The following is a 13,642-nucleotide window of genomic DNA, read 5'->3' as shown; positions in this document are numbered from 1 at the left end:
GCAAACGTATGAAGCAGACCACAGGTGAAGTACGGGCCATCAATCGACAGAGCGCAATGGTCGGTGTGTACGTGGCGCAGGAGGACGGTCACACCGTACTCGAACTGCGTTCTGCCAGTGATATCGACATTGGCGACATCCTGGAATGGGGCAGCGGCACGGCCTTGGGCACCCAGGCCTATCACAACCTGACCAAGGGCTGGACCGCCGACGTGTACGTCGCCAACCACGGTGTGGCGGCAGCGAACCTGGAGGTCCAGTTGTTGGTGGGGTCTTCCTGAGGGCACCGCCGTTCCATTGTTTCACCGTGACTATCTCTAAATCCGGATATCGGCGACAGGGTATCCGGACGCCGCAAGCCGGTCAGTGCGGTGGTGCAGGATAACGCCGGCAGCCCGCGAGTTTTGGCTTCCTGGAACGGCGCGAGGCCAGGGTGACGAAACCGGTGCAGTGGGGTGCCGGCGTCATCCGGCCTTTGGCGGACAGCGTGGAAAGACACGCACTGTTTTTTGTGGACGATCAATAGCGGGTGTACCGCTGCGCAGGCGGCGTTGAAGTTATTTATCATCCGCCGCTTGTTTGATAGTTCGTTGTTATATGAATGACGCTGCGTAATTAAAACAAACGGTCAATTGACCGTTCGTCGCCGCTGGCGGTTTTTGTTCAAACCTTCGAGGCGTCGGATTTTCCGAATAAGACGAGCCATCGAAGGTTCGTTACATCAACTAACGAGGTGAATGAAATGGCTAACACAGGAAATAAAAACCCTGGCAATTTCGCTAACGATCGTGAGAAGGCATCGGAAGCCGGGAAGAAAGGTGGACAGGCCTCCGGCGGCAATTTCGCCAACGACCCGGGCCGTGCATCTGAGGCCGGGCGCAAGGGCGGACGGGCCTCCGGCGGCAATTTCGCCAATGACCCGCAGCGCGCAGCCGAGGCGGGCCGCAAGGGCGGGCAAGCCTCCGGTGGCAACTTTGCCAATGACCGGGAGAAGGCATCCGAGGCCGGTCGCAAAGGCGGTGAAAACAGCCGCGGTGGTGGACGCACCTCGTAACTTCCATGACTTCGCCGGCCTGTGCCGAGATACGGGGTCTGGGCCGTTCATGTTCATTGGTTGAGCGTTGGCATTCAAGTCGGATGTTTCATTGATTAAATTACCTGCCGTCTCCCAGCGGGGGTGATGGGCCATTCGTCTTGTTTGTCGAATAAAAAACAAATTTTATTCATTTAACTTTTTCAGAAACTTGAGGGCATTGCTTTTCTGGCAGTGCTCTCGCGTTTGTGTGCCTTGATGAGGAGTTTCAATCATGTTTCTACATAATAAGCGGCTGCAATACACCGTACGTGTGGCTGAACCCAATCCAGGACTTGCCAACCTGTTGCTCGAACAATTCGGCGGTGCCCAGGGTGAACTGGCGGCCGCCTCGCGGTATTTCACCCAGGCGTTGTCCGAAGATGATCCGGGCCGCAAGGATCTGCTCATGGACATCGCCACCGAAGAGCTCAGCCACCTGGAGATCATCGGTTCGATCATCGTGATGCTGAACAAGGGCGCCAAAGGCCAGATGGCCGAAGGCGTGGAAAAGGAAGGGCAGTTGTACCGGGATATCAACGGTGCCGGCAACGACTCCCATATCACCAGCCTTTTGTATGGTGCCGGTTCACCCCTGACCAACTCGGCGGGTGTGCCCTGGACCGCAGCCTACATCGACACCATTGGCGAGCCGACCGCGGACATGCGCTCCAACATCGCCGCCGAGGCCCGGGCGAAAATCGTCTATGAACGGCTGATGAACGTCACCGACGATCCAGGCGTAAAAGAGGCGCTGGGTTTCCTGATGACTCGGGAAATCGCTCACCAGATGTCTTTTGAAAAAGCCTTGCATTCCATCCAGCCCAATTTCCCTCAGGGTAAATTGCCGGGCATGCCGGAGTTCACCAACGTGTACTTCAACATGTCCCAGGGCGAGCCGGCTGTACGCGGCCCATGGAACCAGGGCGACGACTGGGAGTTCGTCGAAGACCCCACGCCGGCCGTGGATGGCGGCGATGGCCTGGCCAGCGTACAGCTGAGTAAAAAAGACGAAGCCTTGCTGATGGATATGAAGGCGCGGACGATGTCCAACCCTGAAAGCGATCCCACCACTGGTGCAGACTTGGGTTCGGGGATGCAAGGTGACAAACTGTAAAAACTTGGCGAGGGGGCAGGGCTCCCTCGCCTGGACATCACGCCTGATCGCTCCCACCGTTTGGAGAAGCGATCAGGCATTGCCTGGCCAGAGCCAGTAAGGACATTCGATGGACCAGCCCACCTCCCGGATCCGCTCCCCCTGGCGCACTTGGCTGGACCCGGTGCAAAACAATCTGGTGCTGGGGGTAAGCTTCTGGCTAGGGCTGGCCGTGATCACCGCGCTGTTGCTCTACAGCGGCTACAACGCATTGGTCGGTGCTGACCGACACAACCTGGGCTACGCAGTACTGGGCGGAACGTCCGGCTTTGCCGCCACCGCCCTGGGCGCGGTGATGGCCGTGGTGCTGCGGGACATCTCGTCGCGCACCCAGGACATCATGCTGGGTTTCGCCGCGGGCATGATGCTCGCCGCCAGTTCTTTCTCGTTGATCCTGCCGGGGATCGAAGCCGCCCAGGTCATCTGTGGCAATCGATTGCTGGCGGCGTTTGTCGTGGTGGTAGGCCTCGGGCTGGGGGTGGCGCTGATGATCGGCCTGGACCGCTTCGTGCCCCACGAACACGAATTGAGCGGTCGACGCGGCCCTCAGGCCGAACGCATCAACCGCGTCTGGTTGTTCGTGCTCGCGATCACGCTGCACAACTTGCCTGAAGGCATGGCCATCGGCGTCAGTTTTGCCGACGGCGATTTCAAGGTTGGCCTGCCGCTGACCACCGCCATCGCCCTCCAGGACATCCCCGAAGGCCTGGCCATTGCCATGGCCTTGCGGGTCACCGGTATCAGCACCCTGCGGGCTGCGCTGATTGCGGTCGGGTCGGGGCTGATGGAGCCGTTGGGCTCGGTGATTGGCCTGGGCATGTCGTCCGGCGTGGCAGTCGCGTATCCCATCAGCCTCGGGCTGGCAGCGGGGGCGATGATTTTCGTGGTGTCCCATGAAGTGATTCCCGAGACCCACCGCAACGGTCACGAAACCCCGGCCACCCTCGGGTTGATGATGGGGTTTGCGGTGATGATGTTCCTCGATACGGCGCTGGGTTGACGGCCTGCCGAACGGTGGGGATGGCTGGATGCTGTGGGTGTTCACGATCCCGTGTGGGAGCGAGCTTGCTCGCGAAGGCGTCGGCACTTTCTACATCACCGTTATAGGCAGACCGCTTTCGCGAGCAAGCCCGCTCCCACAGGTTAGGTGGGGTGGCTGGATACTGTGGGTGTTCACGATCCAGTGTGGGAGCGGGCTTGCCCGCGAAGGCGTCGGCACTTCCAGCATCACCTTTACAGGCAGACCGCTTTCGCGAGCAAGCTCGCTCCCACAGCTTAGGTGGGATGGCTAGATGCTGTGGGTGTTCACGATCCCGTGTGGGAGCGGGCTTGCCCGCGAAGGCGTCGGCACTTCCAGCGTCACCGTTATAGGCAGACCGCTTTCGCGAGCAAGCTCGCTCCCACAGGTTAGGTGGGGTGGCTGGATGCTGTGGGTGTTCATGATCCCGTGTGGGAGCGAGCTTGCTCGCGAAGGCGTCGGCACTTTCTACATCACCGGTACAGGCAGATCGCTTTCGCGAGCAAGCCCGCTCCCACAGGTTAGGTGGGACGGCTGGATACTGTGGGTGTTCACGATCCCGTGTGGGAGCGGGCTTGCCCGCGAAGGCGTCGGCACTTTCTATATCACCGGTACAGGCAGACCGCTTTCGCGAGCAAGCCCGCTCCCACAGGTTAGGTGGGACGGCTGGATACTGTGGGTGTTCACGATCCCGTGTGGGAGCGGGCTTGCCCGCGAAGGCGTCGGCACTTTCTATATCACCGGTACAGGCAGACCGCTTTCGCGAGCAAGCCCGCTCCCACAGGGTGTTGGCGGTGCCCGCAGATTCGAAGGCTGGCAGAGATGGCCTTGGGCTGCGAGGCCTATACTCATCTCGTGGGGTGACCTGAAACCGGGGTGGCGCGACTGTGTGGCGTTCGCTGATGGTGGCCGTTTTGCTCGTTCTGGCGGGGTGCGCCACGCCGCAGCGCGGACAACAGGCCGTTACTGTGGCTATTTCCCAGGAAACCTGGCGGCAGGTTGACCGGCAGATCATCGCCGCGTCGAAAAGCGCCATCGAACAGGCTGGCCTCTATGCCCGCGGTTCGATGGAGCATTGGCGGGTGCTGGTGTACGAGCGCACCGAGGCCGAGTTCATCCCCTGGTTCAGCAGCTACTGGACCCAGGAATGGCTGGCGGTGAAGGTCAGCTGGTACTCGGCCAGTGCCCAAGGCGAGGACGATGCCTCTGCCAGGCGCCTGGCGCTTTATCTGCAAGAGCAGTATCGCGAGCGGGTCCTGGCACCGGTGGCGGTGGACATCGATCCCGAGGCGATCAGGGCAAGCGCGACCGACTACTACCTGCGCCTGCTCAATCAGCAGGTCCAGGTGATCGCGCTGCGCAATCAAGTCCCGAATGAGCTGATGAATCGGCGCCTGCATGGCATTCCCGCCATCAATCTGGGGCCGCCGGCGGCGCGCAATGCGTCGTTGTACGAGATGGTCCACGCCCAACCGCTGAACACCTTGCCGGCCTATGCCGCGCTGATCGATCACGTCAACAAGGCCGCCGCCACCGGTTCGGGCCCGTCGGACGCCGTCATTGCCACGGTGGCGCAACGCACCAGTGAAAAAATCCAGGCACAATTCGCCACGCGAGGGGCGACCAGCGCGGCGGCGGCCGTGGCCGGGAAGGCGGCAGGGGCGCTGATTTCCGTGGGCGTGGCCGGTATTCGCGCGATCATTCATGAAGGCGAGCGGCCGGGAATGGAAGCACAGATCCGCAAGAGCCTGAGCGCGGCGTTCGACGAGGCCTGGTTCAAGTCGCTCAAGCATCCCCTCAGCGGGGTGATGGCGCCGGTGTACTACCTGGACGAGGAAATCGAAGGCAATCTGGTGGAAACGGACCTGGCCAACCGGGCGGTGGTCCTGCCGCCGCTCACGCCATGAGCGGGCGGCTCATTGCACGTCGAGGGTGACGCGACATCCCTTGCGATGGCGGATCTCTTCGTCCGAGGGCCGCTCCTTGACGAATTCGAAGCGCGGCTCGCCTTCGCTGTAGATCACCAGCCATCCCCATTCCAGCTCGCTTTCATCCTGCCCCGGTTGGGGCGGCGAGGCCCACCAGGGTTCTTTGTGCATGATCTGGCGCATCGGTCACCTCCGTTCGGTTGAGCCTTTGAACTATAGACCGCTCGATTTGCGGCCCGCACATCGATGTGCTTCGGTCCCGTCGATCAGCGTCTAGCGTCTGTATCCCCGCACTCGAACGGGGAATGACTGGACCCCGCGTTTATGCAAGCACTGTTGAACGAGATCCTCGATGCGGTTCGCCCCCTGATCGGTCAGGGCAAGGTTGCCGACTACATTCCGGCCCTGGGGACCGTGGCGCCCAATCAATTGGGTATTGCCGTGTATAGCAATGACGGCGAAATGTACTGCGCAGGCGACGCCGAAACGCCGTTTTCGGTGCAGAGTATTTCCAAGGTCTTCAGCCTGGTGCAGGCCATCGAGCATTCTGGCGAGGCGATCTGGGAACGGCTCGGCCATGAGCCGTCCGGCCAGCCCTTCAATTCGCTGGTGCAACTGGAGTTCGAACGGGGCCGACCGCGCAACCCGTTCATCAACGCCGGCGCCCTGGTGATCTGCGACATCAATCAGTCGCGCTTCGCCGCTCCGGCGCTGTCGATGCGCGATTTCGTCCGGCGCCTGTCGGGCAACCCGCTGGTGATGGTGGATGGCAAGGTCGCCGATTCGGAATACCAGCACCGCGCACGCAACGCAGCGATGGCCTATCTGATGCAGTCTTTCGGCAACTTCCACAACGACGTGGAAGCGGTGCTGCGCAGTTACTTCAGCCACTGCGCCTTGCGCATGAACTGCATCGACCTGGCCCGGGCCTTTTGCTTTTTGGCCAACGACGGGTTCTGCAAGCACAGCGGCGAACAGATCCTGAGCGCGCGGCAGACCCAGCAGGTCAACTCGATCATGGCCACCAGCGGGCTCTACGACGAGGCCGGCAACTTTGCCTATCGCGTGGGCCTGCCGGGCAAGAGCGGCGTGGGAGGCGGGATCGTCGCCGTGGTGCCGGGGCAGTTTTCGGTGTGCGTGTGGTCACCTGAACTCAACACCGCCGGCAACTCCCTGGCGGGCATGGCGGCGCTGGAATTGCTCAGCCAGCGGATCGGCTGGTCGGTGTTCTAGGGTCGACGAAAAAGGGCCCGTTCCGGGTGACGGAACGGGCCCTTTCATTCAGGCGCAATCAGCAGAGGCGATCGATGACCTGTACCTGCGAGGTGTTGTGCATCGACTGCCAGGCCTGGGTCAGCGTCTGCAGCACGCGACCGATGAAGTCTTTGTCGGCGGCAGCCTTCTTGCCAACGTAGCCCTGGCCACGGCGGTACATCTTCAACCGGGCACACAGCTCCTGCTTGTTCCTCTCGAACTCGCCTTCCTCGGTGAAGGGCGACAGGCAGTCCATGTGCACCTGGCCTGTCTTGCTGATCCACAGGATATGGCTGTCCAGGGTGTCTTTGTGTGCTGCGAACATGCGAGCCAGTTCATCAATAGTTGGTTGATCATTCAGATTCATGTGTAAGCCCCTTGACCATTTGGTTGATCTGTCTGGTAGTTCGCAAAACTTCGCTATCGGTAAGTGCCTGCCTGGTACCGAAACCAGGTCGTCAGCATTCGTCCGTCAGACGTCGACGGGGTCATGCAGTGGTTATGTAGTGTTATCGAAGGGCTGCTACGCAAATGCGCTACAACGAAGAGAAACAGCGAAGAATCTTCAGTCAGTGTCAACCTTGCAGGGTCGACCACGTGCGTCATGAGGATCTTCACCGACGTTTCTCGTCCTTGTTACCGGACGGTCAGGCCAGGTCAGCACCTTCAATCTGCCTTGTGGGCAGTCCCTTATCCAAAAAACAGCTCGGCGGTCAGACGAGCTTGCTCCAACGGTTGCCTGTACTCCCGATCGGGGAGACGTCTGCATCATGCAAGGGCAAATCGTAGGCGTCAACGGTTTTGTAGTGATTATTTTTGGTCACTACATATTGTCGGACAAAATGGTTTGGGTATGAAAAATCTTGAGGAGTGCACTGGGGCAGGGCAGGTTTTGGACTTACCTGTGGCGAGGGGATGAATCCCCTCGCCACAGGTACTGTCAGGTCGCCTTGGCTTTGGCGGCCTTGCGCTTGGCCGGCTTGCGTTTGTTCTTCCACGGGGTGGCGCCACGGCCGGCCGGGCTGGCGGGGCCGCTGATGGTCAGGTTCATGCCCTGGCAGCGGGCGACGTGCTTGCTCATCCAGGCGGCCTGGCGGGTGACGAATTCTTCCAGGCTCATCTCACCGCTTTGCACCATGTCCAGGGCCTGTTCCCAGATGGCGGTGGTGCCTGGATCGGCGATGGCCCGAGGCACGGCATCGATCAGGCTGAAGGCCGCCGGGGTGGCGGACAGGGCCTTGCCGTTCTTCACCAGGTAACCGCGATCAAGCAGGCCCTGGATGATCGACGCCCGGGTCGCTTCGGTGCCGATGCCGGTGGTGTCCTTGAGTTTTTGCTTGAGCAGCGGATCCTCCACCAGTTTGGCGACGTTCTTCATGGCCTTGATCAGGTCGCCTTCGGTGAATGGCTTCGGGGGCTGGGTCCACAGGTCCTTGAGCCGGACCTCGTCCACCGCGCAGTCAAGCCCTTCGACCAGTGCGGGAAGCGTTTGCGGCGCGGGCGCTTCGCGGCCCTTGGTCGGCGCCAGGGCCTCGGGCAGGGCGCGCTTCCAGCCAGGCTCGATGATTTGCTTGCCCACGGCACGCAGGGCCTGGCCGGCACAGTCGAAGTCGGCCTGGGTCCGGTCGTATTCGTGGTTGGGCAGGAACTGCGCCAGGTAACGTGCGCGAATCAGCGTGTAGACGGCCCGCTGCTTGCTGGCGAGTTTATCGAGGTTTTTTGCCGCCGCGGTGGGAATGATGCCGTGGTGGGCGCTGACCTTGGCGTCGTTCCAGGCCCTGGATTTGCGCTGCGGTTGCAGGTGTTCACGCAAGGGCGCAAGGCTCGGGTCGGCCTGGGCGAGGGCGGCCAGGATGGCCGGCGCCTCGCTGTGTTGGCTCAGGGGCAGGAAACCGCAGTCGCTGCGCGGGTAGGTGATGAGTTTGTAGGTTTCGTAAAGCGATTGGGCAATGTCCAGGGTTTCCTGGGCACCCAGGCCGAGCTTCTTCGAACAGACTTCCTGCAACGTGCCGAGGTCGAATGGCAGCGGTGGCGCTTCGCGCAGACGCTCGGTGCGCACCTTCAGGGTCCGGGCGGTAGTGGCGTCGCCCATGGCCTGGGCGGCATCCCGGGCCAGGCTCGGGTTCAGGCAACGTTCCTGGTCGTCGCAGGCCTGCGGGTCGGCGCGCCACTGGGCGGTGAAGGCGATGCCTTGGTGGCTGAGCTGCACGTCGATGGCCCAATAGGCGACCGGCACGAAGTCGGCGATGCTGCGGTCGCGGTCCACCACCAGGCGCAGCGTCGGTGTCTGCACGCGGCCCACCGGCAACACACCCTGATAACCGGACTGGCGCCCCAGCAGCGTGAACAGGCGGCTCATGTTCATGCCGATCAACCAGTCGGCGCGGGAACGACCGAGGGCCGAGTGGTACAGGTTGAAGGTGTCGGCCCCCGGTCGCAGGGCGGCGAGGGCCTTGCGGATCGACGCTTCGTCCAGGGCCGACAGCCACAGGCGGCGGATCGGCCCGCGGTAGCGGCAATGCTCCACCAGCTCCCGGGCGATCATTTCGCCTTCGCGGTCGGCGTCGGTGGCAATCACCAGTTCCCGGGCTTCCCCCAGCAAGCGCTTGACCGCCTTGTACTGGCTGGCGGTTTTCGGCTTGACGGTCATTTTCCACTGCGCGGGCACGATCGGCAGGTCGGCCAGTACCCAGCGCTTGTAGCGCGCGTCGTAGGCATCGGGCGCAGCGGTTTCGAGCAGATGGCCGATGCACCAGGTGACCGTGACGCCCGCGCCCAACCAGCAACCGTCGCCACGGCGCTTGGCACCGAGCACGGCCGCGATGTCCTTGGCTTGGGAGGGCTTCTCACACAGGTACAACTGCATAGCGACCGTTTCCTCTGGCGGGTCTGATGGGTGCTAAGCATGGTCATGGATGAGCGTCGCGGCAAGTTTTATCTGTATGGATATACAGATAAAACGTTGCGTTGCGTTGCCCCAGGGCCTCTGGCGTGACGTTCGGCGGGATCTGGGCAGGCAAAAATGAATTTCTCGAAGAGGCATCGCTCATAACCTTCAGAGCGGGTGCAACCGCAAAGAAAGCTATGAAGTCTAGGAGAGTCACTGATCATGAATTCGATGCCGAAGGGCGACGGGCAGACGACCACACGTTTGATTCTCGTCGTTGAGGATGACCCGACGATCCTGGAGTTCCTGTGTGAAATCCTTGAGGAAGAAGGGTTCGTCGTGGAGCCCCGGGAAAGCGCTGACGAAGCGCTGACGTTTCTCGAAGAAAACTCCGACTATGTCGACCTGTTGCTCACCGACATCACCATGCCGGGGACACTGGACGGTGCGGACCTGGCCAACCTCACCGGGGAGCGCTGGCCGCAGATACCGCTGCTGATCATGTCGGGCTTCGAGACGCCGGAAAGCGCGGGGATCAAGCACCATGCCTCGTTCATCGCCAAGCCCTGGGCACTGGGGCAGATGTTGGACCTGGTGGAGAGCACAGTGAAGAATCATTCGGTGCATTGACAAGCAATGATGGATCTGTGGCGAGGGGATTTATCCCCGTTGGGGCGCGAAGCGCCCCTTTGTGTAATGCGTGAGCATTTATCGATTGAACCGTTTGGGGCTGCTGCGCAACCCAGCGGGAGCAAGCTCCCTCGCCACGGGATGAGCGCAGGTCCTCAGTTTTTGTCGAGATCCACATTCCGCGTTTCCCGCAGGCAGATCATGCCCACCACCAGGCTCACGCCAGTGATTACCACCGGGTACCACAGCCCGTAGAAGATATCCCCGGTATAGACCACCAGCGCGAACGAGACAGTGGGCAGGAAGCCACCGAACCAGCCGTTGCCGATGTGGTAGGGCAGGGACATGGAGGTGTAGCGGATCCGGGTCGGGAACAGTTCCACCATCAACGCCGCCAGTGGGCCGTAGCACATCGCTGAAATGATGATCAGCGCCACGATCAGGGCGACGATCATCGGCCGGTTGATCTGCTGGGCGTCAGCCTGTTGCGGGTAGCCGGCCAAGGTCACCGCGCCGCGCAGGGCGGCTTCGTCGTGACCGTCGATCTTCACGTCGCCGATGTTGACCTGCACCGGGCTGCCGGCCGGCGCGGCGACGCTGGTGTAGGGCAGGCCTTGCTTGACCAGGAAGGTCTTGACCTTGTCGCAGGGGCTGTCGAAGCGCGCCTTGCCCACCGGGTCGAACTGGAAGGTGCAGGTGGCCGGGTCGGCGATCACGCTGATCGGCGCCTGGCGACTCGCCTGGTCGATGGCCGGGTTGGCGTAGTGGGCCAGGGTCTTGAAGATCGGGAAGTACAGCGCTGTCGCCAGCAGCAGACCGATCATCAGCACCGGTTTGCGCCCGACCTTGTCCGAGAGCCAGCCAAAGAAAATGAAGAACGGCGCGCCGATGACCACGCTGACGATCAGCAGGCTGTTGGCCAGGGCCGGGTCCATTTTCAGGAACTGGGTGAGGAAGAACAGCACGTAGAATTGCGCGGCGTAGAAAGTCACCGCTTGCCCGGCGTTGATGCTGAACAGCGCGATCAGCACCACCTTGAGGTTTTCCCACTGGCCGAACGATTCGCGGATCGGCGCCTTGCAGCATTTGCCTTCCTCTTTCATTTTCAGGAAGGCTGGCGACTCGTGCAGGCTCAGGCGAATCCAGGTGGAGATGCCCAGCAGCAGGATCGACAGCAAAAACGGAATGCGCCAGCCCCAGACTTCGAACTGGTCGCCCGTGAAGTAGCGGCAGCCCAGCACCACCAGCAGCGAGAGCAACAACCCGAGGGTGGCCGTGGACTGGATCCAGCTGGTGTGGAAGCCGCGCTTGCCGATGGGCGCGTGCTCGGCGACATAGGTCGCGGCCCCGCCATATTCGCCGCCCAGGGCCAGGCCCTGGAGCATGCGCAGCACCACCAGGATGATCGGCGCGGCGATGCCGATGCTGGCGTAGGTGGGCAGCAGGCCGACGCAGAAGGTCGCCAGGCCCATGAGCACGATGGTTGCCAGGAACGTGTATTTACGCCCGATCATGTCACCCAGCCGGCCGAACACCAGCGCGCCGAAGGGGCGCACGATGAAGCCGGCGGCGAAGGCCATCAGGGCGAAGATGAACGCCGTGGTGTCGTTGACCCCGGCGAAGAACTGCTTGCTGATCACCGCCGCCAGGGCGCCATAGAGGAAAAAGTCGTACCACTCGAACACCGTCCCCAGGGACGAGGCGAAGATGACCTTCTGGGTTTCCCGGCTGGTGCCGGCGCTGCGCGTGGCTTCCAGGGATTGAACATGTTCCGACATAGCGATATCCCTCACAGTGATTGTTTTTGTTGTTCCACTGTCGACGCCGGTGGGCGTTTGTAGCGTGCTGCGTTCCTTGGATCGGTACATTTCCCCTGTGGGAGCGGGCTTGCTCGCGAAAAACGGTGTGTCAGCCGACATCATCGCTCACTGATACGCCGCCTCTCCCACAGGGGATAGTGTGGTTCTTTAGACTGAGGCGGTTTCCTTCTGGAGGGTGGCGTTCCAAGCCTGCGGCTCAAGTATCATCTGCGCCGCCTTCTCGGCGATCATCAGCGTCGGCGAGCAGGTGTTGCCCGAGGTGATGCGCGGCATGATCGAGGCGTCGGCGATGCGCAGGCCGCGGATGCCGTGCACGCGCAACTGGGCGTCCACCACGGCGTCGCGGTCCTGGCCCATTCGGCAGGTGCCGACCGGGTGGAAGATCGTCGTGCCGATACGGGCAGCGGCCTGGTGCAGTTCTTCTTCGGTTTGCAGGCTGGGCCCTGGCAGGTATTCCACCGGCTTGAAGGCGCCCAGGGCCGGTGCCGCGACGATGCGTCGGGTCAGGCGGATGGCGTCGGCGGCCACCCGCAGGTCTTCCGGATGGCTCAGGTAGTTGGGCTGGATCAGCGGCGCCTGATGGGGCTCGGCCGAGCGAATGTCGATCCGGCCACGGCTTTGCGGGCGCAGGTCGCAGACCGATGCGGTGAACGCGGCAAAGCTGTGCAGCGGCTCGCCGAATCGCTCCAGGGATAACGGTTGCACGTGGTACTCAAGGTTGGCCGACGTCTGCTCGGGCCCGGAGCGGGCGAACGCGCCGAGTTGGCTGGGCGCCATCGACAGCGGTCCGCTGCGGTCGTACAGATAGCGCAGGCCCATGCCCATCTTGCCCCACAGGGTGCCGGCGATCTGGTTCAGGGTCCGGGCATTTTCCAACTGATAGATCAGCCGCAGTTGCAGGTGGTCCTGCAGGTTGCCGCCGACGCCGGGCAGTTCATGGGTCACGCCGATCCCCAGGCGTTGCAGCAGGGCGCGGGGGCCGATCCCCGAGCGCTGCAGGATTCCCGGCGACCCCACGGCCCCGGCGCACAGCACGATTTCCCTGCGGGCCTTGAAGGTCATGCCCTTGCCTTGCCAGCGGGCGCGCACGGCATGGGCACGCTCGTCGCGCAACAACACGCGATCGACTTCGACCTCGGTCAGCACGGTGAGGTTGGGGCGCTGGCGGATCGGCTTGAGGAAAGCCTTGGCCGCGTTCCAGCGCACCCCGGCCTTCTGGTTGACCTGGAAGTAGCCGCAGCCTTCGTTGTCGCCGCCGTTGAAGTCGTCGACGTTGGGGATGCCGCTCTGTTCGGCGGCGCGGCGGAATGCATCAAGAATGGGCCATGACAGGCGCTGGCGTTCGACCCGCCATTCGCCGCTGGCGCCATGCAGCTCCGACGCGCCGGCGAAGTGGTTCTCGCTCTGCCGGAACAGCGGCAGCACATCGTTCCAGGTCCAGCCTGGATTGCCCTCGGCGGCCCAGCCGTCGTAGTCCGCGGCCTGGCCGCGCATGTAGATCATACCGTTGATGGACGAGCAGCCGCCCAGGACCTTGCCGCGTGGGTAGCTCAGGGCGCGTCCTTGCAGGCCCGGTTGTGCTTCGGTCTTGAAGCACCAGTCGGTGCGCGGGTTGCCGATGCAGAACAGGTAGCCGACCGGGATGTGAATCCACGGGTAGTTATCGCGCCCACCGGCTTCGAGCAACAGCACCCGGTGTTGCGGGTTGGCTGAAAGTCGGTTCGCCAGTAGGCATCCGGCAGGGCCGGCGCCCACGATCACGTAATCGTATTCATCGACGACAGGTTGCATCCGCGACCTCTTTATTGTTGTTGTGGGATTCATCCTAGTTGTTAGTTTTCGTTTAAAGAATGTTAGTTTTTGCGCAGCCGCTGTGC

12 protein-coding genes are annotated in these 13,642 nt (G+C 62.2%); 7 read left to right on the top strand and 5 right to left on the bottom strand.

Going from position 1 to position 13,642, the window contains the following annotated elements; translation table 11 throughout:
• The first annotated feature begins 8 nt into the window (after positions 1-8).
• The 5 genes from VM99_25110 (at position 9) to VM99_25090 (ending at position 5,153) form a co-directional block, all read left to right on the top strand.
• Entirely contained in the window at positions 9-281 is a 273-nt protein-coding gene (locus VM99_25110) for a hypothetical protein (GenBank protein ID AKK01181.1), read from the top strand.
• Positions 282-742: 461 nt separating this feature from the next.
• Entirely contained in the window at positions 743-1,054 is a 312-nt protein-coding gene (locus VM99_25105) for a hypothetical protein (GenBank protein AKK01180.1), read from the top strand.
• 253 nt (positions 1,055-1,307) lie between these two features.
• A complete protein-coding gene (locus tag VM99_25100; GenBank protein AKK01179.1) occupies positions 1,308-2,189 on the top strand; it encodes an Mn-containing catalase in 882 nt (293 codons plus the stop codon).
• A 109-nt stretch (positions 2,190-2,298) separates the two neighbouring features.
• Positions 2,299-3,228 carry a membrane protein gene (locus VM99_25095; protein ID AKK01178.1) on the top strand — a complete coding sequence of 310 codons (930 nt, stop codon included), beginning with the start codon at positions 2,299-2,301 and terminating at the stop codon, positions 3,226-3,228.
• 920 nt (positions 3,229-4,148) lie between these two features.
• The gene (locus VM99_25090) at positions 4,149-5,153 is read left to right on the top strand and encodes a lipoprotein (protein AKK01177.1); all 1,005 of its coding nucleotides are present in this window, start codon (positions 4,149-4,151) and stop codon (positions 5,151-5,153) included.
• Positions 5,154-5,162: 9 nt separating this feature from the next.
• Here the strand turns inward: VM99_25090 and VM99_25085 are convergent, their stop codons facing one another.
• Positions 5,163-5,357, bottom strand: coding sequence for a hypothetical protein (locus tag VM99_25085; GenBank protein AKK01176.1), 195 nt, complete (start codon positions 5,355-5,357; stop codon positions 5,163-5,165).
• Positions 5,358-5,498: 141 nt separating this feature from the next.
• Here VM99_25085 and VM99_25080 point away from each other — a divergent pair, with 141 nt between their 5' ends.
• On the top strand, positions 5,499-6,407 hold the full coding sequence (locus tag VM99_25080) for a glutaminase (protein AKK01175.1): 909 nt from the start codon (positions 5,499-5,501) through the stop codon (positions 6,405-6,407).
• Between the two features lie 58 nt (positions 6,408-6,465).
• On the opposite strand, the gene VM99_25075 is transcribed toward VM99_25080, so the two are convergent.
• A complete protein-coding gene (locus VM99_25075; protein ID AKK01174.1) occupies positions 6,466-6,795 on the bottom strand; it encodes a hypothetical protein in 330 nt (109 codons plus the stop codon).
• A 573-nt stretch (positions 6,796-7,368) separates the two neighbouring features.
• Complete coding sequence (locus VM99_25070) at positions 7,369-9,294, bottom strand: DNA topoisomerase III (GenBank protein ID AKK01173.1); 1,926 nt, start codon at positions 9,292-9,294, stop codon at positions 7,369-7,371.
• 243 nt (positions 9,295-9,537) lie between these two features.
• On the opposite strand from VM99_25070, the gene VM99_25065 reads away from it, so the two are divergent.
• On the top strand, positions 9,538-9,945 hold the full coding sequence (locus VM99_25065; GenBank protein AKK01172.1) for a response regulator: 408 nt from the start codon (positions 9,538-9,540) through the stop codon (positions 9,943-9,945).
• 155 nt (positions 9,946-10,100) lie between these two features.
• On the opposite strand, the gene VM99_25060 is transcribed toward VM99_25065, so the two are convergent.
• Complete coding sequence (locus VM99_25060; GenBank protein ID AKK01171.1) at positions 10,101-11,723, bottom strand: major facilitator transporter; 1,623 nt, start codon at positions 11,721-11,723, stop codon at positions 10,101-10,103.
• 189 nt (positions 11,724-11,912) lie between these two features.
• A complete protein-coding gene (locus VM99_25055; GenBank protein AKK01170.1) occupies positions 11,913-13,556 on the bottom strand; it encodes a choline dehydrogenase in 1,644 nt (547 codons plus the stop codon).
• Positions 13,557-13,642 lie beyond the last annotated feature (86 nt).

The sequence above is a fragment of the Pseudomonas chlororaphis genome (genome assembly GCA_001023535.1).
In the GTDB taxonomy this organism is placed as follows: Bacteria; Pseudomonadota; Gammaproteobacteria; order Pseudomonadales; family Pseudomonadaceae; genus Aquipseudomonas; species Aquipseudomonas chlororaphis_E.
This window is presented reverse-complemented; position numbering and strand designations above follow the sequence as displayed.